Annotated in this window: 19 protein-coding genes and 1 other annotated feature; of the genes, 13 read left to right on the plus strand and 6 right to left on the minus strand. The window is 37.5% G+C overall.

From position 1 onward, the window contains the following. Window positions 1-30: 30 nt before the first annotated feature. The 3 genes from JZO76_RS02965 (at window position 31) to pheT (ending at window position 4,179) form a co-directional block, all read left to right on the plus strand. Window positions 31-354, plus strand: coding sequence for a winged helix-turn-helix transcriptional regulator (locus JZO76_RS02965; RefSeq protein ID WP_206902693.1), 324 nt, complete (start codon window positions 31-33; stop codon window positions 352-354). Window positions 355-392: 38 nt separating this feature from the next. Beyond that, window positions 393-601: a binding site (T-box leader), on the plus strand. 110 nt (window positions 602-711) lie between these two features. Beyond that, window positions 712-1,755: a phenylalanine--tRNA ligase subunit alpha gene (pheS, locus tag JZO76_RS02970; RefSeq protein WP_206902694.1), complete on the plus strand. Its 1,044-nt coding sequence runs from the start codon at window positions 712-714 to the stop codon at window positions 1,753-1,755. 6 nt (window positions 1,756-1,761) lie between these two features. After that, a complete protein-coding gene (gene pheT / locus JZO76_RS02975) occupies window positions 1,762-4,179 on the plus strand; it encodes a phenylalanine--tRNA ligase subunit beta (RefSeq protein ID WP_206902695.1) in 2,418 nt (805 codons plus the stop codon). Window positions 4,180-4,259: 80 nt separating this feature from the next. Here pheT and JZO76_RS02980 read toward each other — a convergent pair whose 3' ends face one another. Together JZO76_RS02980 and trpS are read right to left on the minus strand one after the other, a co-directional pair. After that, complete coding sequence (locus tag JZO76_RS02980; protein WP_206902696.1) at window positions 4,260-4,928, minus strand: YoaK family protein; 669 nt, start codon at window positions 4,926-4,928, stop codon at window positions 4,260-4,262. Window positions 4,929-5,317: 389 nt separating this feature from the next. Then, window positions 5,318-6,328, minus strand: a complete 1,011-nt coding sequence (gene trpS, locus JZO76_RS02985; RefSeq protein ID WP_206902697.1) for a tryptophan--tRNA ligase — start codon at window positions 6,326-6,328, stop codon at window positions 5,318-5,320. Between the two features lie 339 nt (window positions 6,329-6,667). Between trpS and JZO76_RS02990 the strand changes: the two genes are divergently transcribed. The 8 genes from JZO76_RS02990 to cbpB all read left to right on the plus strand — a co-directional run bounded on the left by JZO76_RS02990 (window position 6,668) and on the right by cbpB (window position 13,145). Continuing rightward, a complete protein-coding gene (locus tag JZO76_RS02990) occupies window positions 6,668-7,405 on the plus strand; it encodes an amino acid ABC transporter ATP-binding protein (RefSeq protein WP_277988633.1) in 738 nt (245 codons plus the stop codon). 51 nt (window positions 7,406-7,456) lie between these two features. Further along, window positions 7,457-8,263, plus strand: a complete 807-nt coding sequence (locus JZO76_RS02995) for a transporter substrate-binding domain-containing protein (RefSeq protein ID WP_206902698.1) — start codon at window positions 7,457-7,459, stop codon at window positions 8,261-8,263. 12 nt (window positions 8,264-8,275) lie between these two features. Continuing rightward, window positions 8,276-8,923: an amino acid ABC transporter permease gene (locus JZO76_RS03000; RefSeq protein ID WP_206902699.1), complete on the plus strand. Its 648-nt coding sequence runs from the start codon at window positions 8,276-8,278 to the stop codon at window positions 8,921-8,923. Between the two features lie 15 nt (window positions 8,924-8,938). Beyond that, the gene (locus JZO76_RS03005; RefSeq protein WP_206902700.1) at window positions 8,939-9,595 is read left to right on the plus strand and encodes an amino acid ABC transporter permease; all 657 of its coding nucleotides are present in this window, start codon (window positions 8,939-8,941) and stop codon (window positions 9,593-9,595) included. 233 nt (window positions 9,596-9,828) lie between these two features. Further along, window positions 9,829-10,641: a glutamate racemase gene (gene racE / locus JZO76_RS03010; protein WP_206902701.1), complete on the plus strand. Its 813-nt coding sequence runs from the start codon at window positions 9,829-9,831 to the stop codon at window positions 10,639-10,641. A 4-nt stretch (window positions 10,642-10,645) separates the two neighbouring features. Beyond that, window positions 10,646-11,992, plus strand: a complete 1,347-nt coding sequence (gene rph / locus JZO76_RS03015) for a ribonuclease PH (protein WP_206902702.1) — start codon at window positions 10,646-10,648, stop codon at window positions 11,990-11,992. A gap of 44 nt (window positions 11,993-12,036) precedes the next feature. Further along, window positions 12,037-12,549 (plus strand): metallophosphoesterase, encoded by a 513-nt coding sequence (locus JZO76_RS03020; protein WP_206902703.1) that lies wholly within the window; start codon window positions 12,037-12,039, stop codon window positions 12,547-12,549. 98 nt (window positions 12,550-12,647) lie between these two features. Continuing rightward, window positions 12,648-13,145 (plus strand): cyclic-di-AMP-binding protein CbpB, encoded by a 498-nt coding sequence (gene cbpB, locus JZO76_RS03025; protein ID WP_206902704.1) that lies wholly within the window; start codon window positions 12,648-12,650, stop codon window positions 13,143-13,145. 99 nt (window positions 13,146-13,244) lie between these two features. Here cbpB and JZO76_RS03030 read toward each other — a convergent pair whose 3' ends face one another. The 3 genes from JZO76_RS03030 to fabI all read right to left on the minus strand — a co-directional run bounded on the left by JZO76_RS03030 (window position 13,245) and on the right by fabI (window position 17,138). Continuing rightward, the gene (locus tag JZO76_RS03030) at window positions 13,245-14,162 is read right to left on the minus strand and encodes a mechanosensitive ion channel family protein (protein WP_206902705.1); all 918 of its coding nucleotides are present in this window, start codon (window positions 14,160-14,162) and stop codon (window positions 13,245-13,247) included. A gap of 147 nt (window positions 14,163-14,309) precedes the next feature. Then, window positions 14,310-16,031, minus strand: a complete 1,722-nt coding sequence (locus JZO76_RS03035; RefSeq protein ID WP_206902706.1) for a Na/Pi cotransporter family protein — start codon at window positions 16,029-16,031, stop codon at window positions 14,310-14,312. A 351-nt stretch (window positions 16,032-16,382) separates the two neighbouring features. Continuing rightward, window positions 16,383-17,138, minus strand: coding sequence for an enoyl-ACP reductase FabI (gene fabI, locus JZO76_RS03040; RefSeq protein ID WP_206902707.1), 756 nt, complete (start codon window positions 17,136-17,138; stop codon window positions 16,383-16,385). 210 nt (window positions 17,139-17,348) lie between these two features. Here fabI and JZO76_RS03045 point away from each other — a divergent pair, with 210 nt between their 5' ends. Beyond that, a complete protein-coding gene (locus tag JZO76_RS03045; RefSeq protein ID WP_206902708.1) occupies window positions 17,349-17,783 on the plus strand; it encodes a 3-hydroxyacyl-ACP dehydratase FabZ family protein in 435 nt (144 codons plus the stop codon). 63 nt (window positions 17,784-17,846) lie between these two features. Here the strand turns inward: JZO76_RS03045 and JZO76_RS03050 are convergent, their stop codons facing one another. Next, entirely contained in the window at window positions 17,847-18,587 is a 741-nt protein-coding gene (locus tag JZO76_RS03050) for a peptidylprolyl isomerase (protein WP_206902709.1), read from the minus strand. Between the two features lie 175 nt (window positions 18,588-18,762). Between JZO76_RS03050 and JZO76_RS03055 the strand changes: the two genes are divergently transcribed. After that, on the plus strand, window positions 18,763-19,854 hold the full coding sequence (locus JZO76_RS03055) for a DUF871 domain-containing protein (RefSeq protein WP_206902710.1): 1,092 nt from the start codon (window positions 18,763-18,765) through the stop codon (window positions 19,852-19,854). Window positions 19,855-19,867: the final 13 nt, after the last annotated feature.

Raw genomic sequence — 19,867 nt, forward strand, 5'->3', positions numbered from 1 at the left:
GCTATAATGTGTCAAAAGAGGTGACCGAAAGTGGAACAAGTTGTAGAAACAGAATTTTGTTTGTGTCCAAAATTTGAAAAAGCTTTTTCGATTTTGGGAAAAAAATGGAACGGTTTGATTCTCGATGTTTTATTAGAAGATGGGGCCCAACGTTTTGTTGATTTGGCAAATAAAATTCCCGAAGTAAGTGATCGCGTATTGGTTGAACGTTTGCGGGAGTTAGATGCTGAGGGAATTGTCGCCAAAGAAGATAATTTATATCAATTAACAGCAAAAGGCCATGATTTAGAAACCAGTTTGATTGCAGTCAAAGATTGGGGCAACAAATGGATCGATGCTGCAGAATGCAGTTGATTTTCAGCCAAAAGTTTTGTACACTAAATACAATTGGATAAAAAGCAATGATGGAAACAAGTAATTTGGCTGATTCGGAAAAAGGGAGTCCTGTCATAGACTGAAAGCAGGGGCCGCAATCGAAAAATGAAATTCACTTCCTAGCTTGCTTGGTGAAAGCCAGGCCGGTTGTCTAGCAATCGTTATTAAAATTAAGTGCGTCATATTTTGACGAATTAGGATGGTATCGCGAGACCTCGTTCCTTTAGGGAATGAGGTCTTTTTTTATCGTTAAAGCCAAAAGTCCAGCTACCGCATTTTAAATTCCAAGGAATGAATGGGGTAAAGTTGAACTTTTTTAATTAAGGAGGAACAAGTATGTCTTTACAAGCCAAATTGGAATCATTGAAAAATGAAACCATGGAAAAAATTGACAACGTCAATGATTTACAGGCGTTAAATCAAATTCGAGTGGAAACACTTGGAAAAAAAGGCCCAATTACAGAAGTTTTGCGGGGAATGAAAGATTTATCGGCAGAAGAACGTCCTAAAGTCGGAAGTTTTGCCAATGAAATTCGCGATGAGTTAACACGCGCACTTGAAGAAAGAAAACAAGTATTAGAAGAAGCTGCACTAACCGCTGCTTTAGCGAAAGAAAGCATTGATGTAACGTTACCAGGACAACAAGTTCAAAAAGGAAATCGTCATGTGTTAACACAAATTATGGAAGAGATTGAAGATATCTTTGTTGGCATGGGCTACCAAGTTGTAGAAGGTTATGAAGTTGAAAGTGACCATTATAACTTTGAACGGATGAATTTACCAAAGGATCATCCAGCCAGAGATATGCAAGACACGTTTTATATTTCAGAAGATATTTTAATCAGAACCCACACTTCGCCAGTACAAGCGCGGACGATGGAAAAACACGATTTTTCTAAAGGACCACTACGCATGATTTCACCAGGAAAAGTTTTCCGTCGGGATACCGATGATGCCACGCATAGCCATCAATTCCATCAAATTGAAGGCTTAGTTGTCGATAAACATGTAACGATGGGAGATTTAAAAGGTACTTTGGAAGTAATGATGCAAAAAATGTTTGGAGAAGATCGTAAAATTCGTTTACGCCCAAGTTATTTTCCTTTCACGGAACCTTCTGTTGAAGTCGATGTTAGTTGTTTTAAATGTGGTGGTGCAGGTTGCAATGTCTGCAAATACACAGGTTGGATCGAAATTCTAGGAGCGGGTATGGTGCATCCTGACGTCTTAAAAATGTCTGGAATTGATCCAGAAGAATATGCTGGGTTTGCATTTGGGATTGGCCCAGATCGTGTCGCAATGTTGCGTTACGGTGTGAATGATATTCGGAACTTCTATCAAAATGACTTGCGCTTTTTAAGTCAATTCAAAGGAGAGTAAAAATTTATGTTAGTTTCTTATAAATGGTTAAATGAATATTTAGACCTTACTCAAATTTCTCCCAAAGAATTAGGAGATAAAATGTCTGTAACCGGCATTGAAGTAGAAGGTATTGAAGTCCCTGCAGCAGGGTTAAAGAAAATTGTCGTAGGGAAAGTAGAAAAGTGTGTTCCGCATCCTAACTCTGATCATTTGTCTATTTGCCAAGTGGATATTGGTGAAGAAGAATTGTCTCAAATTGTTTGTGGTGCACCTAATGTCAAAGAAGGTATTAAGGTTATTGTGGCACTGCCAGGAGCACGGATTGCCGGCAATGTGAAAATTAAAAAAGGAAAAATGCGCGGTGAAGTTTCAAATGGTATGATTTGTTCTTTACAAGAACTAGGTATTTCTGAAAATGTCGTACCAAAAGAATTTGCTGACGGTATTTATTATTTACCACAAGCTGCAGTTGTGGGCGAGTCTGTTTTTCCTTATTTGGATTTAGATGACAGCATCATCGAATTATCCATCACACCAAATCGTGCCGATGCCTTATCTATCAGAGGTGTTGCCTATGAAGTGGGGGCTATTTATAATCAAAAACCGCACTTTGAAAATGAAGAATTGATTGAAGAAAGTACAGCTGCTCGTGACAAAATTAAAGTCGTGGTGACAGATGAAAAAGATGCACCGGCTTATCAAATTCGGATTATAGAAAATGTGAAGATTGCGCCATCACCACAATGGTTGCAAAATCGTTTAATGAATGAAGGTATTCGTCCAATTAATAACGTTGTGGACATTACCAATTACATTTTGCTTTTATTTGGTCAACCGTTACATGCCTTTGACTATGGGAAATTAGATAGTCAAGAGATTTTAGTTCGTCGTGCCAATGAAGAAGAAACGCTTGTGACCTTAGATGGTGAAGAGCGAAAATTAACGCCAGAAAACATCGTGATTACAAATGGGGTAAAACCGGTAGCTTTAGCTGGTGTCATGGGTGGCTTAGATTCTGAAATTACAGAGCAAACAACCACCGTAGCATTAGAAGCGGCACTATTTGATCCATTGTCAATTCGTTTAACATCAAAACAATTCAATTTGCGCAGTGAATCTTCTGCCCGTTTTGAAAAAGGCATTAATAAAGGTGATATTAACGAAGCCTGTGAAGTAGCTGCTGCTATGATTGCTAAACTTGCTGGCGGAACTGTTTTAAAAGATGCTGTAGTTGGGTCAACAGTCGCAGTAAAAGACGAAGAAGTAAAGATTACTTTGGCTAAAATTAATCGTTCGTTGGGAACGAATTTAAGTGTATCAGAAGTAGGTGCAGTTTTTAACGCGTTACAATTTTCATACACAGAAAGTGATGAAGAATTTTCAGTGACAATTCCACCGCGACGTTGGGATATCCACATTGAAGCAGATATCATTGAAGAAGTTGCCCGTATTTACGGCTATGATAAAATTCCAAGTACCTTACCAAGTGGTGAGACTGTTGCAGGTGCATTAACCAAAGAACAACTAAAAACACGAGAAGTGCGTAGTGCTTTAGAAGGTGCAGGTGTAACCGAAGCAATTAGTTATGCTTTGACAACAGAAGAAAAATCTCGTCAATTTATGATGCGTGAAAGTAACATTACTCGTTTGGATTGGCCAATGACAGAAGATCGGGCAGTTTTACGCATGAACTTAATCAGCGGCTTACTAGACGATGTTGCCTACAACATGGCCCGTAAAAACGAGCAGATCGCCCTTTATGAAATTGGTCGTGTCTTTTATCAAGACAGGGATCCTTTAAAAAACTTGCCGCTAGAAGAAAATCATGTTGCTTTTGCGTTAGCTGGCTTATGGCAAACCAAAGATTGGCAGCAAGCTGGAAAAAAAGTTGATTTCTTTTTAGCAAAAGGTATTGTTGAAATGCTCCTAATAACTTTAGGTGCCAAAGATATTTCTTACGTGAAAACGTCGGCTATGAAAGAAATGCATCCTGGCCAAACTGCTGAAATTTATTTAGGCGATGATAAGATTGGTTTTGTTGGTCAAGTTCATCCGACAATTGCCAAAGCCTATGATATTGGGGCAACTTTTGTAGCAGAGTTGAACTTAGCTGCGCTATTAGCTGCTGAAAAGACACCACTTGTGTATCAAGCAGTTTCTAAATTTCCGGCAGTAAGTCGCGATATCGCCATGGTAGTAAGTGAAGAGGTTGCCAATCAAGACGTTGTGGCGGCAATTAAAGCTGCTGCTGGCAAGTTTTTAAATAAAGTTACGTTGTTTGATGTATACCAAGGCACAAACATCAAAGCAGGTTCTAAATCATTGGCCTATAGTTTAACATTTGTCAATCCAGAAGCAACCTTGACAGATGAGGAAATTAATAAGGCGATGGAAAAAGTAACGAAAAACTTGACGGAAGAATTAGCAGCGGAAATTCGTTAATTATCGGTTGGAAAAGTTTAGGATTATGAATAAAAAATACGCGGCTCTCATTAGTTTGTCCGATGAGAGCCGCGTATTTTTTAATTCTCTTTAGTGTGGAGGATAAACAGTGGGATTACTAGGACAACTGCTGACACGATAATTGTAGCTGTGCCTAAGCGATTGCCTAAAAGGCTATTTAAAGTAGCGCTAGTAACAAAACTTAAAATAACAATAGCAGTATCATTGAATTTGGCTTTAGCTTTTTCATCGTGATGAATAAAGGCATCCCAAGATGTTTCCCCTAAGGTACGTAAATTTCCCGTCATCATCAAAGAGGTAAAAGGTCCAGCATGAAGTTTACGGAATTCTTGTAACTGCGCAGCCGCAGCAAAAGAAAGTAATGCACTAGCCAGTTTATCAGAAATATAAGGAGATAAAAAAGCAGTAAGGAGCATTAAAATAATTTCAATAATTAAGACTAATTTTTGCCGACTGCGTAAACTGGTTTCATCTTTTAAGTGGTGTTGCAAAAAACGTGTGGCAACACTACCGATAAAAAAAGCACTAATCGGCACAATAAACCGAAGCAATGCTCCAAAATTACCGTGACCTAGATTTAAACCTAATAAAATGAAATTCCCTGTTTGTAGACCGGCAAAAACTTCACCGTGAAAAAGGTAAGTATAGGCATCTAAACCACCAGCTGCGGCGGCTAAAAAAACACCAATGATCAATCGTTCGTGTAAAGGATATTCTTTATCCTTCATTTTTATCACCTCATTATCTTTGCCATACATATTAAATTTAGCCCCACTTCGGGCATTTGACAACTGATTTGACTTAGAAAAAATTGGTGAAATAAAAGTGATACGATCTAAATTTGAAAGCAGAAAAGTTCAAAGGGAAAATTAAAATCTGTACTTTTTGCTGAGAAATTTATGCGTCTACAAGGCAAAAAAATAAAAAAGGCTTTGCAAAGGTACTTAACTTTTGAACAATAAGAACGAAATATTAAACATTGCGTCGCAAATGTTTAATATTTATTTATTGTAAGTAAAGTGCTTTTGCAAAGCTAGACATGGATAATCTTTTGTAAAACAATTTAACCATGTAGGAATTTTAGATGTTTTTTATAACACAGTCGACAAAAAGTATTTTAGCTGAAATAAGCAATGCCCATTGCTTCTTTGACTTGCGCTAATGTTTGGGCAGCAACCATTTCTGCTTGTTGGGAGCCTTTTTGCAAAATTTCCATAATAGCAGCAGGGTCTTTTGCTAATTCTTCCCGTTTGGTTCGGATTGGCGCAAACTCTGCTTCTAAAACATCGATCAAATAACGTTTGATTTTGACATCGCCCAAACCGCCGCGACGATAGTTATCTTTTAATTTTGCAATATATTCTTTATCGGTGCCAAAAACATCTAAATAGGTGAAAACCATATTGCCTTCAACTTGGCCAGGGTCTTCCACATGGATGTGATTGGGATCTGTGTACATACTCATAACTTTCTTTTTGATTACATCGGCAGAATCTGCGATATAAATTCCGTTACCTAAGGATTTACTCATTTTGCCATTGCCGTCAATCCCTGGTAGTCGTCCCATTCCTTTTGGCGGTAAAACAGCTTTTGGTTCAACTAAAACAGGTTTGTAGATATTGTTAAAGCTATGAACAATTTCTTGTGTTTGTTCTAACATTGGTTTTTGGTCCTCGCCAACAGGAACAAGGTTGGCTTTGAAAGCTGTAATATCGGCTGCTTGGGAAACTGGATAAATGAAAAATCCTGTTGGTACACCTTCGCCGAAATTCTTTTGCTCGATTTCACTTTTGACTGTTGGGTTACGACGGACCCGTCCAACAGAAACGAGATTCAAAAAGTACATGGTTAGTTCTGCTAATTGCGGAATTTGCGATTGGATAAAAAGGGTTGTCTTACTTGGATCTAAACCTACGGCCAAATAATCCAAGGCCACTTCCAAAACATTGGAAGAAACTTTTTCTGGATTTTTGGCATTATCCGTTAAAGCCTGCATATCTGCAATCATGATATAAAGTTCGTTGTTGGGATCTGCTTGCATTTCCACGCGTTTTTTTAATGAACCGACATAATGGCCTAAGTGTAATCTGCCAGTGGGGCGATCCCCTGTTAAAATGGTATTTTTCAAGAGTTGTCACCTTTTTCTAAATTCTATTCTCACATATGTCAGTGTACCTTTTTTTAAACTTTCCGGCAACTGCCAAAAAGGCAAATAACTGGAAATTGAAAAGTAAAACTGGGAAAATAAGAAAATAGCTGAAAAGTAGTTTTTTAGAATTGGAAAACGCATACAACTTACATCCCTATGTCAGAAAAGTTCTCAAAATTCTCCGTTGTTATTGTCAGAAAAGTTAGTCAATTCTAATTTTTTTTGCGAAAAAACTTTACAAACGTTTTTTAATTTGCTTATAATACTACTTAAACTAAAACATCAATAGATTTTAAACTTAAAACAGGAGTGACGCCAATGTCTATGATCGAATTTCAAAACGTGGAAAAATACTACGGTAAATTCCATGCGCTAAAAAATATTAATTTAAATTTCGAAAAAGGTGAAGTAGTCGTGGTTATCGGACCTTCTGGTTCAGGAAAAAGTACGATGCTGCGCTGTATCAACGGTTTAGAACGTATTTCTTCTGGTCATTTATTGATAAATGACCACGATCTTTACAGCAAAAATAGTAAACTGACAGAAATCAGAAAAAACATCGGGATGGTTTTTCAACACTTTAATTTATATCCCAACAAGACAGTGTTAGAAAATATTACATTAGCCCCCATTAAAGTTTTGAAACAAAATGAACAAGATGCCATCGCCCTTGCAGAACGCTTGTTAGATCGTGTCGGAATGTTAGATAAAAAGGATTCTTATCCGTCAATGTTATCTGGCGGACAACAACAACGTGTTGCTATTGCCCGTGGTCTTGCAATGCAGCCACAAATGCTTTTGTTTGATGAACCAACCTCAGCATTGGATCCAGAAATGATTGGTGATGTGCTAAATGTCATGAAAAAAATCGCCAAAGATGGAATGTCCATGATTGTAGTTACCCATGAAATGGGCTTTGCCAAAGAAGTGGCTGACCGGGTCGTCTTCATGGCTGATGGTGAAGTGGTTGAAGAAAGTCGCGACGTTGAGAACTTCTTTAATAATCCGAAAACGGACCGAGCAAAACAATTTATCAGTAAAGTTATCAATCATTAATATTGTTTTGGTTTTGTTTGTTTTGCAATCGTAAGGATCGGAGGAAAGTTAATGAAAAAAATCTTTTCATTTGTGTTTGGGCTTGCAGCAGTACTGCTTATATTAAGTGGTTGTGGAAAGAGCGTTGCAGACCAAGATATTTCAAAAGTTAGTAAAGAAAACAACCAGATTATTTGGGGCGTAAAATACGATACCCGTCTGTTTGGTATGATGGATGTCACGACCAATGAAGTAAAGGGGTTTGATATTGATATTGCCAGAGCTATCACAGAAAAAATTCTTGGACGGGACGGCAATGCAATTTTTGTGGAAGTAACTTCTAAAACTCGGATTCCCTTGTTAAAAAACGGAAATATCGATGCGATTATTGCTACTATGACGATTACAGAAGAACGTAAAAAACAAGTGAATTTTTCCCAAGTCTATTTTGATGCTGGCCAATCTTTACTGGTACCAAAAGATAGTAAAATTACCGGAGTGGATAGTTTAACTGGTGATGATACAGTACTAGCAGTTAAAGGTTCCACCTCTGCCGTGAATATTCGGCAACATGCTCCAGATGCTAAAATTTTGGAGTTGGAAAATTATGCCGAAGCTTTCACTGCTTTGCAGTCAGGACAAGGCGATGCCATGACGACTGATAATGCTATCTTGTTGGGGATGGCCTCTGAAAATAAAAACTATAAATTAACGGGTAGTACATTTACAGAAGAACCATATGGTATTGCCATTAATAAAGGTCAAGACAACTTTTTAAAAGAAGTAAATAAAGCACTAGATGAAATGCATCAAGATGGCACGTATGATGAAATTTATAGCAAGTGGTTCCCAAATGACAACACTGGGAAAGTAAAATAAAGGAGGCCAGTTATGCTGACATTATTTCAAGAATACAGCGGTATGTTTTTTGAAGGGTTCAAATTTACAATTTATTCCAGTATAATTGCCCTTTTCTTTAGCCTGATTATCGGTACGTTAATGGCAATTTTACAATTGTCCAGCAACCGCGTGATAAAATTTTTGGCACAGGCTTATGTTGAGTTTTTCCGGAATATTCCATTATTGATTATTGCGATGTTTTTCTTTGTCGTAGTTCCGCTATATTGGGTGCAAATTGATGGATTTCAAGCCGGAACGATTGGTTTGATTATTTATACATCAGCTTTTATTGCCGAAACGGTACGTTCTGGTATTCAAACGGTGCCAAGCGGACAGACAGAAGCGGGACTTTCACAAGGCCTAACTTATAGTCAAACGATGCGCTACATTGTGTTACCACAAGCTTTCAAAATCGTAGTGCCGCCATTAGGCAATCAGTTTATTAATTTAGTGAAAAACTCTTCTGTTTTGGCAATGGTAGCTGGTCTTGATTTGATGTATCAAGGGGACTTGATTGCCAGCACGACGTTTAATACTTTTGATACGTATATCATTGTTGCACTATTTTATTTGGTTTTAACATTGCCACTTTCATACTTAATGAATCACTTAGAGAAAAAATGGGCCATAACAGGCTAGAAAGGAGCGGATTAAATGAACTTTTTTGATGCATTTTCATTTGTTAATATGCGTTTTTTAATGGATGGGTTACGAGTAACGGTTGAAGTTTCGGTGTTATCGATTATTTTTAGCTTTATTGTTGGTGGCTTTATCGGCGTGATTCGTTTTAGTAATATCCCATTTTTATCCAAAATTTTGGGGATAGTGATTGATGTTATTCGAAATTTACCGTTGTTACTCATTATTTTCTTCACGTATTTTGCTTTGCCGCAAATTGGTATCCGCTTTGATATTTTCTGGTCAGCTGTGGTGGCATTGACTATTTTTGAATCTGCGATGCTGTCAGAGGTTTTTCGGGCGGGGTTAAATGCAGTTCCAAAAGGTCAGATGGAAGCAGGGCTATCCACCGGTCTAACCTATGTTGAGACAATGCGGTCGATTGTTATTCCTCAGGCGTTCAAATCAATGATCCCTGCAATTGTTAGTCAGTTAATTTCTTTGATTAAAGATACTTCCTTGGCCGTAATTATTTCATTACCTGAGCTGACACATAATGCTAAGATTATTTACGGTCAAAATGAAAATTATGTTTTACCAATGTTCTTGGCGATGACAATTGCATATTTTATCGTCTGTTACGCATTGTCCCTTGTTTCAAAATATTTGGAAACAAGACAATATAATTATTAAGTCTTCATTGCCAGTCTTTTTTTCTTAAGTGAACTTTAACGCTTAAGAAAAGAAGACTGGATTTTTTGGCGCAAAATAAGTTGCTGCTATTTTTAGAAAACTTAAATGGCTTTTTGGCGGGCAAAGAGACAGGACTTGAAAAAAAACTTAAAAAAAGCGAAAATAGAGACATTGGAATGAAATAAACCAGTTTGAAATATCTTGCTTATTTCAAACATCAAAGGATGAAGAGTATGGGAAATAAGCACGCAATCGGTCTAATTGATTCCGGTGTGGGCGGATTGACCGTTTTAAAAGAAGCATTAAAACAATTACCAAATGAAAACTTGATTTATCTTGGTGACACCGCGCGTTGTCCTTATGGTCCAAGGCCCGCTGACCAGGTAATTGAATTTACAAGACAGATGACACAATTTTTGGTTCAAAAAAATATCAAATTACTCGTAATTGCTTGTAACACCGCTACTGCGGTTGCTTTAGATGTTATTCGCCAAGAGGTCGCTATTCCAGTAGTCGGTGTTATTCTACCGGGAACTAGGGCGGCTGTGAAAACTACCCAAAATCATCAGGTTGCTGTGATCGGAACAGAAGGAACCATTAAAAGCGCTTCTTATCAAAAGGCAATTCAAAGCAAAATGCCAAATGTTAAAGTATATAGTTTAGCTTGTCCCAAATTTGTCTCCTTGGTGGAAAGTAATCAATTTTTATCACCAGTAGCAAAAAAAGTGGTCGCTGAAACATTATTACCTTTGCAATATAGCGGGATGGATACTTTAATTTTAGGCTGTACACATTATCCTTTATTGCGGCCGATTATTCAAAACGTGGTGGGCAGTCAGGTGCATTTAATTGACTCTGGTGCGGAAACAGTAGGAGAAGTTAGTGTTTTGTTAGATTATTTTGAAATTGCCAATAGCATTGACAATAAAACGCCAAACTATGAATTTTATACGACGGGTTCAACTAAAATGTTTGATGAGATTGCCAATGAATGGTTAGACAATATTTCGGTAAAATCAAAACATGTAGATTTAGAAAGGGATTAATAAAATGAGACATGACGGACGTGGGGTACAACAAATTCGCCCCGTAACAATTAAAACCAATGTATTTAAACATCCAGAAGGCTCAGTGATGATTTCATTTGGTGATACACAAGTTGTATGTTCTGCCACAATTGAAGAGCGAGTGCCACCTTTTTTAAAAGGTACTGGCAAAGGTTGGGTAAATGCGGAATATAGTATGTTGCCTCGCGCGACCCAAACTCGCAATCGCCGTGAAAGTGCCAAAGGCAAACTTTCTGGTCGAACGATGGAAATTCAACGTCTCATTGCCCGTTCGTTACGTGCGGTCGTGGATTTAGAAAAGTTGGGAGAACGGAGTATTATCGTTGACTGTGACGTTTTACAAGCCGATGGCGGCACTAGAACCACAAGTATTACGGGTGCCTTTGTTGCTTTACGTCTAGCAGTAAATAAGCTGCTTCAAAAAAATGAACTAACGGAAGATCCGATTAAAGAACATTTAGCTGCAATTAGCGTGGGCATTTTAGCCGATGGCACTTGTGTAACGGACTTGGATTATAGTGAAGATTTTAAAGCTTGTGTTGATATGAATGTTGTGATGACAGAAAGTGGGCAATTTGTCGAGCTACAAGGAACCGGTGAAGAAAGTACTTTTAACGGTGAAGAATTAAATGAAATGCTAGTTTATGCAAAACAGGCAATTCATGATTTGGTTGCCTTTCAAAAAGAAGCGCTATTAGGAAACGCTGAACTTGAAAATGTCCTTGCAAAAGACGATGCCAAATCAATTGTAATTGCCACTAAAAATCCCGGTAAAGCAAAGGAATTTGAAGCCCTTTTTAGCGACTATCAAGTTAAAACATTATTAGACTACCCGGAAATTCCTGAAGTAGAAGAAACCGGGCACACTTTTGAAGAAAATGCGCGATTAAAGGCTGAAACAATTGCGCAATTATTAAATCGCCCTGTGCTAGCAGATGATTCTGGCTTAGCAGTCGACTCCTTAAATGGTATGCCAGGTGTCTATTCAGCTCGTTTTGCCGGTGAAATGAAAAGTGATGCAGCCAACAATGCTAAATTGTTACATGAATTAACCAATGTTCCCGATGAAGATAGAAATGCGCATTTTCACTGCACGTTGGTTTTTGCTGCCCCTAAAAAAGAAAGTCTTGTCGTTTCGGCTGACTGGCCAGGGAAAATTGGTCGAATTCCAAGAGGCGATCATGGCTTTGGTTATGACCCGCTATTTATTCCTCAAGGGATGAAAAAGACAGCTGCCGAATTAAGTGCTGCTGAAAAAAATGCGATTAGTCATCGTGGGCAAGCACTGAAAAAACTGCAAAAGAGTTGGCAGACATGGTTAGAAGGATAAAAAATCTTTTTAAAGTTTTTCAAAACAAACAAGAGGAGCGCAATATGAAATATTTAGTAGTCAGTGATAATCACGGGGATCGTGAAATTTTAGTTGATATTTTGCAGCGTCGCCGTGATGAAGTGGATTATTTCTTTCATTGTGGGGATTCAGAGTTACCAAGTAATGATGAATTGTTTCAAACTTACAATGTCGTGACAGGCAACTGTGATTTTGATCCTGGTTTTAAGTCCCATTTAGTTATGAAGACACCCCTAGACACGATTTATATGACCCACGGACATTTATCTAATGTTCGCTTTGGCTTAACCCAGATTTCTTTAGAGGCTAAAGCCGAAAATGCTGATATTTGCCTTTTTGGTCATACGCATCAAATTGGTTGCGAAGCAGTTAAGGGATGTTTGTATTTGAATCCGGGCAGTATCTCACAACCAAGAGGTCCCATTCAAATTCAAAGCTATGCGATTATCGAAAGTTCAGCTGATAGTTGGGAAGTGCAATATTACGACCGCGCCCATGCAGCCGTTAGTGATTTGCATTTCCACTTTAAAAAGTAATCTGTAAGATTTTCATAAGGCGCGTAAGACAAGATGTTTCCCCTTACAATTTTTTGTACAATAAGGTTGTATGTTGGGTGGAAATGGAGGCAATCAATTTGATAGGAACCACTGTCCAAGAACTTTTGTTAGAAAATCAAGATAATTTTTTAGTACCAGCAGAAAACGTTGCATCTTTAATGTATTCCAATCCGTTAGATCACGCATTGTTAGTTTTATCAAAAGTCGGCTATTCAAAAATTCCGGTTTTAGATAAAGATGATCGCTTTGTCGGTTTAATCGGCTTAAATGATATAGTCGGAAAAATGATTGATTTAAGAAGAATTGATACCGATAATCTAGCAGGGTTAACGGTGGCAGACGTGATGGAAATTGGCGTAGATTATGCCAGAGAAGATGCTGATCTAGAAGATATTTTACATCTCTTAGTGAATAATGCTTTTTTACCAATTGTAAACAGTGAACGCATTTTTGTGGGAATTATTACCCGCAAAGAAGTTTTAAAAGCTACGAATCATTTGGTTCATGAACTAGAAAAGCGATATGAATTGGTGGATAAGACAGAAAAAAAGAAAGATAAACTCTTTGTCATTTAAAGACGGAAAGTTAAAAATGACCCGTCAACAATGTCTGATTAGGCATTGTTGACGGGTTATTTGTTTTAAAAACGTAGTTAGAATCGATTAAATTGAAACTTATTTTGCTGCAGGTAAAATTGGTGTTGCTGGAATGGATAGGTCAGCTGCATTTAATTCATTAATGGCGGCTGTTAACAGATCTTCTTTTATTTTGAACTGTTGGCCATTTAAGACATAAAAAGTAGTGCGAATCGCATAATTACTATTGCCTAAATCAACCAAGCCGAAAATAGTGGGTTCGGTTTGAATTTCTTCTTGATAGGTTTTTGCAATTTGATCATTGGCACGTTTTATAGCAGTTTTGATTTTATCTAAGCCTTCGTTGGGGTCAATTCGAACATCGACAATGACTTGCATATTAGAGCGGGAATTATTACTGATGGTAGTAATATTACGGTTGGGAATAAAGTGAACAGTCCCATTAGCCGAGCGTAGTTCTAACGTGCGAATGCCGACAGAAGTAACCGTTCCTTCAATAGCTAAATTACTTAAAATAATATAGTCGCCTACATCAATTTGCTGTTCCATGATGATGAAAAAACCGGTAATAATATCATTCATGAAGCCCTGTGCCCCAAGACCAATAGCTAAACCGGCAATTCCTGCCCCAGCTAGTAGTGAGCCAACAGGAACACCAAGAGTAGAAAGTAGGGAATAGATGAAGAAAAAGCCTAATGTGTAATGAATGACATTGCGGATTAAAGTATTCAATGTATTCATCCGGCTTTCGCTGAATTTTTGTCTTTTTTGATAGGATTGATAGCTGCGTTCTACTAAAAAATCACAAAGACGCAATAAGACGCTAAATAAAATGATCAAAAAGATAATCATTAGTCCTTTTGAAATGAGCAATCCGGTGACATTCTCCCAATTGATAGTTCCCCACCAACGTTGAAAAGCATTCAATTGTCGGACTGCTGGCTCTGTAATACCTGAACTGGTAGAGTCGGTTGTTTGTGCTGCAATGTGTAACATCAAAATCCTCCCTTAAAATCCGTTGTTCCGATTCTAATAAATCTTCTGCACTATTTATCTTAACAAAAAGAGCATAAAAAAACTGCCAATTTGCTGGCAGTTTTCTATTTTTTTAATTGTTTGGCTTGGTTATTCCAAAAGCGTTCTTTAGACATCGTCTGTTTGTTGCAAATAAGACGCGGGAGCTTTAAAGCCGTATACATTCCCCAAAATATATTTGGCAATATGCAACGTACGGTCACTGCTTCGTTCTAGGTTTGAACTGATATCAATAAACAAAACACTATCAGCAGCCCGGCCATCGCCTTTACTCATTAAACGGAAATATTTTTTCCGCAATAGGTCAACTAACTCATTTACTTCTTTTTCCCGTGAAAGAATTTTAGTTGCAAGGTTGTGGTCGTCAGTCTCCAAAACGAAAAGTGCATCGCGAATATTTTTTAAAACTTTATCAAACAATGAAATTAAATCTTCATCATATAAAATGAGTGTGGTGCGCGTAGTTTTCATACCGTTGCCATTGCGTTTTTCCTTATTCCGCTGCTTTTGTTCCAATTGACAAGCTTCTTCAATAAAACCGATGATATTTTTACAGTGGTCCCCGATCCGCTCGAAGTCTTTGGTAAATTCTAGCAGCATTGCTTGTTCTTGGCTTTCTGTTTGTGAAAGTTCTACGGTGGCAGTTTTAGCCAAGTAGTCAGTTAATTCAACGTCAAATTGATTGATGGCCTCCTCATATTGTAAAACATCATCTTTTTTGTCGTCTGTTGGTTTAATGTAGAAATCCTTAGTGGCAGAAAGTGCCCGAAGTGCATAGTTCCCCATTTGAATAACTTCGTTTGAAGCTTGACGTAGTGCAATGCTTGGTGAGGTATATAAAAAGTCTTCGTTTAATTCTACGGCACGAATATCCAAAGATTTATCGGTACCAGGAATAATTTTTTTGACTAACATTTCAATTTGAGGGATAAACCAAAATTGAATGGCTAAGTTTGAAATATTAAAAAGTCCGTGGGCAAAGGCGATTTGCATGCTAGGATTCAAATTTAAAACATCTGTCATCATAATAACTACGTGCGTAAAAGGGGTTAGCAGTAAGGTGAATATCACTGCTCCCACCAGATTGAAGACTACGTGGGCTCCGGCAGTTCGCTTGGCAGCAATACTAGCGCCTAACGCAGCAATAACTGCGGTAATCGTAGTCCCGATATTATCGCCAAATAAAATTGGGAGTGCAGCCCCCAAAGCTAAGCTGTTTTGGGCATAAAGTTGTTGCAAAATTCCAATGGTGGCACTAGAACTCTGTAAAACCATTGTTAAAAGCGTTCCAATCCCAACACCTAAAATAGGATGATGAGAAACACCAATCATCAAGTCGTTAAATTGGGGTAAGTCTTTTAATGGTTCCATACTGGTGCCCATTAATTTAAGGCCAAAAAATAAACAACCAAAACCAAATAAAATTTGACCGATATTTTGAAACAATTTTCGTTTGGTAAAAAATAAAAGAATGGCACCAATCCCAATGATAGGCAGGGCGTAGGCACTTAAATTAAACCCAATTATAAAGGCGGTTACCGTCGTTCCAACATTGGCTCCCATAATGACCCCAATTGCTTGGCGCAACGTCATAAACCCAGCGCTAACTAGCCCGACTGTTAAAACGGTCGTGCCAGAGCTACTTTGAATTAGTCCTGTGACAATAATACCCGCTAAAACAGCCCGTAAAGGTGTTGAAGTGAATTTATTTAAAACTTCTCGCAGCCTGTCACCGGCGGCTTTTTGCAGACCATCTCCCATATATTTAATCCCAAATAGGAAAATTCCCAGACCACCTAAAAAGCTAAAGAGCATTTCTTGATACGACATACAATTTCCTCCAGCAAATATTTTAACCAATTAAAGTCAGCATAGCGAAAATACGAAAGGATGTAAACGATTTTTTTGTATAATAACAAAATCAGTTGTTACTAAAAACGACGACACATTCAGTTAAAAGAAATAAGGGATAAATGTAATAAAAGTTAATTTACGTATATTATTTTTGACTTTGGTAAAACGTGATTGCCAGATAAGGGGAATACTTCATATAACGATATTTTGATTTACCTTAGAAATTGCTGTTAAAAAAAACCGTTGCAATAAAGCGTCTTTTAAAGTCTAGCGAAAAGCTAACTTTAAATCGCCTCAAAACAACGGTCTTTTATAAAAGTTGGTGTTCTAAGATAAATGAACGCCCTTATCGACAAAAATAACTTCTCCAATAATCCCACTAGAAGCCGGGCTGATTAAAAAGGCGCAGGTATTACCGACTTCTTCAATGGTCACCCCAACATTGTCTGGTGTTCTTTCTTCAGATAATTGAATTAATTTTTGATAGTCTTTAACCCCTGTTACAGCTAAAGTCTTAATGGCACCAGCAGAAATTCCGTTTACCCGAATGCCTTCAGGAGATAATTCGGCAGCTAAGTAACGAACGGCAGCTTCTAAGGCGGCCTTAGCAATTCCCATCATATTATAATTTGGTACTGCTCGTTGGGAACCCAAGTAGCTCATAGTTACAATCCCACTGTTTTGAGCTAAAATATTTTTTGCATAGCGGGTAACTGCAAGTAATGAATACGAGCTGATATCTTGTGCTAATGCGTAACCCTCTCGTGAAATATCGACTACGCTACCAGATAAATCTTCTTTATTGGCATAAGCGACAGCGTGGACAACGCCGTGGATTTCACCGGCATAATTCCCGATTTTTGCAAAACATTCTTCAATACTTTCATCACTGGCAACATCGCATTCTACTTTGAATGCTTCAGTGCCAACTAATTTTTCTAATTGTTTGGCCATGCGGTCGTTTTGGTAAGTATAAATAACTTCTGCACCTTGATCACTTAATGCTTTGGCACAGCCCCAGGCGATTGAGCGCTTATTGGCGACGCCCATAACGACAACTTTTTTTCCAGCTAATAAACTCATGTTTACACTCCTTGAATAATCAAAATAAATAATTTCATTTTTTTGCTCCGTATGATTTCTTATTATTAGATAAAATTGTTTGATTGTCAAACTATTTTTTTCTTACAGATTATAAATTTGCAAGAAAATTAGAGATATGATACTTTGATAATCAAAATAGATTGTTTTGTCATCTATTTTATTATCAGCAAAAAAACAAGGAGGGTTCTTATGAGCCAAACATTGACCGTTGCAAACGTTAAAGAGCTGATCCCAAATCGGTTCCCAATTTTATATATTGATAAAGTTACCTCGCTTTTAGCTGGTAAAGAAATTATAGCGGAAAAACAAGTCACCTATAACGAAGATTTTTGCCAAAGCCAGCCAGATAATCCCCACATGCCAGGAACTTTAGTGTTAGAAACTTTGGCGCAAGCAGGTTCAATTTTAATTTTAAAATCTCCAGAATTTTTGGGCCAAACAGCTTATATTGGCGGGATTAATGCAGCTCATTTTTACGATTTAGTTCGACCAGGTAGTACCTTACAATTGCGTTTTGCAATTACAAAAATGAAAGGAAACGTCGGGACTGCCGATGCAAAAGCGACAGTAGCGGGTAAAAAAGTTGCCGAATGTGTCTTCACGTTTATTGTAGGTGCAAAATAAAAAAAGAATAACTTTTCATTAAGAAAAAGGATGTGACAAAAATTTATGTCACATCCTTTTTTTCTATTTTGTTTTAGCTTCTTGTAAGATTTTAATTGTTTTGATTTTTACCGGGGATTCGGGTTTGTCATTACTGTCAGTTTTTACTGCGGCAATTTTATCAACCACGTCCATCCCTTCAATAACTTGACCAAATACAGTGTAACTACCATCTAAAGAAGGGTAACCGCCTTTTTTATAAGCATCGATAATTTTATTTGGAATCCAATCTTTTAAAAGACCATCACTCATATCGTCTTTATTTTGGACGATATAAAACTGACTGCCAATGCTATTAGGTTGTTGGGATTGGGCCATCGCTAGTGCCCCGCGAATATGATACAGCTGATTAGAAGGTTCTGCTCCAAAACCTTTACCCCAAATACTTTCACCGCCAGTGCCGTCGCCTTTAGGATCACCACCTTGAATCATGAAATCATTAATCACACGATGGAAAGTTAAGCCGTCATAATAACCTTTTTTAGCATGCGTCATGAAATTTTCTACCGCTTTTGGTGCGATCTCTGGAAACAATTTGATTTTGATATTTCCTTTATCTGTTTGCAGCTCAACGAGGTCTTCGTTATCTTTGACTTTAGCGTCTAGTTGAGGTAAGTCCAATTTATTAACATCAACTTTTTCAGAAGTTTCACTAGTCTTATCTGAACTGGAACTAGAAGAGGTTGGACTGTTATTTGTACAACCTGCAATGACGAGCAGCGCAGAAAATAAAACTGCTGTCCCTAAAATACGTTTTTTAATCATGTGTGTAGCTCCTTTTATCTATGATAGTTAAAGAATAACAAATAAAAAAATGTTTGACCAGTCGTGGTTGGCTTTTAAATAGTGAATTGCAAAGGGAAAGGTGTAGACCAATTGGAGCGTTTTTGTTATAATGTAAGAGCATTCAAAAATGTAAACCTCAAGGAGGAAATTAGTAATGGGAAAATTAGGTATTTCAGTTTATCCAGAACGTTCAACATTTGAAAAGGACAAGACATATTTAGATTTGGCTCATAAATATGGGTTTAAACGGGTCTTTACTAGTCTTTTAGAAATTGATGGCGATAAAGAAAAAGTTTTAGCTGGGTTTAAAAAAGTAGTTGATTATGCTAACAGTTTGGAAATGGAAGTCATGGTAGATATTAATCCAGGCCTTTTTGAACAATTAGGTATTTCATATGATGATCTTTCTTTTTTTGATGAAATGGGAGCCTATGGCGTTCGTTTAGATCTTGGTTTTACTGGGGCAGAAGAAGCCAAAATGACGCGAAATCCTTATGGTATTAAAATTGAAATTAATATGAGTCAAGGAACAAATTATGTCGATAATATTATGAGCTATTCTCCTAACACCAATAACTTATTAGGTTCTCATAATTTTTATCCTCATCGTTATTCTGGCTTGAGTTATGATCACTTTGTCTTTTGTTCGAAAAAATTCCGTAAATATAATTTAAATACGATGGCATTTGTGAACTCTCATGAGGCGACTTTTGGACCGTGGCCAACCCAAGATGGTCTATGTACTCTAGAAGATCACCGTGATTTAGAGATAGCTACCCAAGTTAAGCACTTCATGTTGACAGGGCTGATTGACGATATCTCTGTAGGAAATGCCTATGCCTCAGAAGCAGAGTTAAAAGCAATGTCTGAAGCTTTCTTTTCTGAATATCCTAGCTTAAAAGTCGACCCTGCTAAGGACATAACAGCAGACGAACGTATTTGTTTGTTTGATAATTTGCACAGTTATCGTGGCGATCGTTCAGAATACATCTTGCGTTCAACGATGACGCGGGTGTATTACAAAGACAAACCATTTCCAGCTCATAATACACATGATATGACGCGGGGCGATGTTTTGATCGATAATGTTGGTTACGGACAGTATAAAGGCGAAACGCAAATTGCATTAAAAGAGATGAAAAATGACGGCCGGGTGAACGTTGTCGGGCGCATCAGTGATGATGAACTTTTCTTGCTGAATTTCTTAAAACCTTGGTCAAGTTTTAAATTAATTGAAAATAAATAATTGAACTACCCAG

The sequence above is a fragment of the Candidatus Enterococcus myersii genome (assembly GCF_017316025.1).
Lineage (GTDB): Bacteria > Bacillota > Bacilli > Lactobacillales > Enterococcaceae > Enterococcus_C > Enterococcus_C montenegrensis.

What these genes read in the sequence shown, in the direction of transcription:
- fabI (WP_206902707.1), bottom strand. Translation starts at nt 17,138, where the DNA reads ATGAGTTTATTAGCTGGAAAAAAAGTTGTCGTTATGGGCGTCGCCAAT.
- pheS (WP_206902694.1), top strand. Translation starts at nt 712, where the DNA reads ATGTCTTTACAAGCCAAATTGGAATCATTGAAAAATGAAACCATGGAA.
- JZO76_RS02995 (WP_206902698.1), top strand. Translation starts at nt 7,457, where the DNA reads ATGAAAAAAATCTTTTCATTTGTGTTTGGGCTTGCAGCAGTACTGCTT.
- JZO76_RS02990 (WP_277988633.1), top strand. Translation starts at nt 6,668, where the DNA reads ATGTCTATGATCGAATTTCAAAACGTGGAAAAATACTACGGTAAATTC.
- JZO76_RS03050 (WP_206902709.1), bottom strand. Translation starts at nt 18,587, where the DNA reads ATGATTAAAAAACGTATTTTAGGGACAGCAGTTTTATTTTCTGCGCTG.
- JZO76_RS03035 (WP_206902706.1), bottom strand. Translation starts at nt 16,031, where the DNA reads ATGTCGTATCAAGAAATGCTCTTTAGCTTTTTAGGTGGTCTGGGAATT.
- JZO76_RS03030 (WP_206902705.1), bottom strand. Translation starts at nt 14,162, where the DNA reads ATGTTACACATTGCAGCACAAACAACCGACTCTACCAGTTCAGGTATT.
- JZO76_RS03020 (WP_206902703.1), top strand. Translation starts at nt 12,037, where the DNA reads ATGAAATATTTAGTAGTCAGTGATAATCACGGGGATCGTGAAATTTTA.
- JZO76_RS03055 (WP_206902710.1), top strand. Translation starts at nt 18,763, where the DNA reads ATGGGAAAATTAGGTATTTCAGTTTATCCAGAACGTTCAACATTTGAA.
- JZO76_RS03005 (WP_206902700.1), top strand. Translation starts at nt 8,939, where the DNA reads ATGAACTTTTTTGATGCATTTTCATTTGTTAATATGCGTTTTTTAATG.
- rph (WP_206902702.1), top strand. Translation starts at nt 10,646, where the DNA reads ATGAGACATGACGGACGTGGGGTACAACAAATTCGCCCCGTAACAATT.
- JZO76_RS02980 (WP_206902696.1), bottom strand. Translation starts at nt 4,928, where the DNA reads ATGAAGGATAAAGAATATCCTTTACACGAACGATTGATCATTGGTGTT.
- JZO76_RS03045 (WP_206902708.1), top strand. Translation starts at nt 17,349, where the DNA reads ATGAGCCAAACATTGACCGTTGCAAACGTTAAAGAGCTGATCCCAAAT.
- pheT (WP_206902695.1), top strand. Translation starts at nt 1,762, where the DNA reads ATGTTAGTTTCTTATAAATGGTTAAATGAATATTTAGACCTTACTCAA.
- racE (WP_206902701.1), top strand. Translation starts at nt 9,829, where the DNA reads ATGGGAAATAAGCACGCAATCGGTCTAATTGATTCCGGTGTGGGCGGA.
- JZO76_RS03000 (WP_206902699.1), top strand. Translation starts at nt 8,276, where the DNA reads ATGCTGACATTATTTCAAGAATACAGCGGTATGTTTTTTGAAGGGTTC.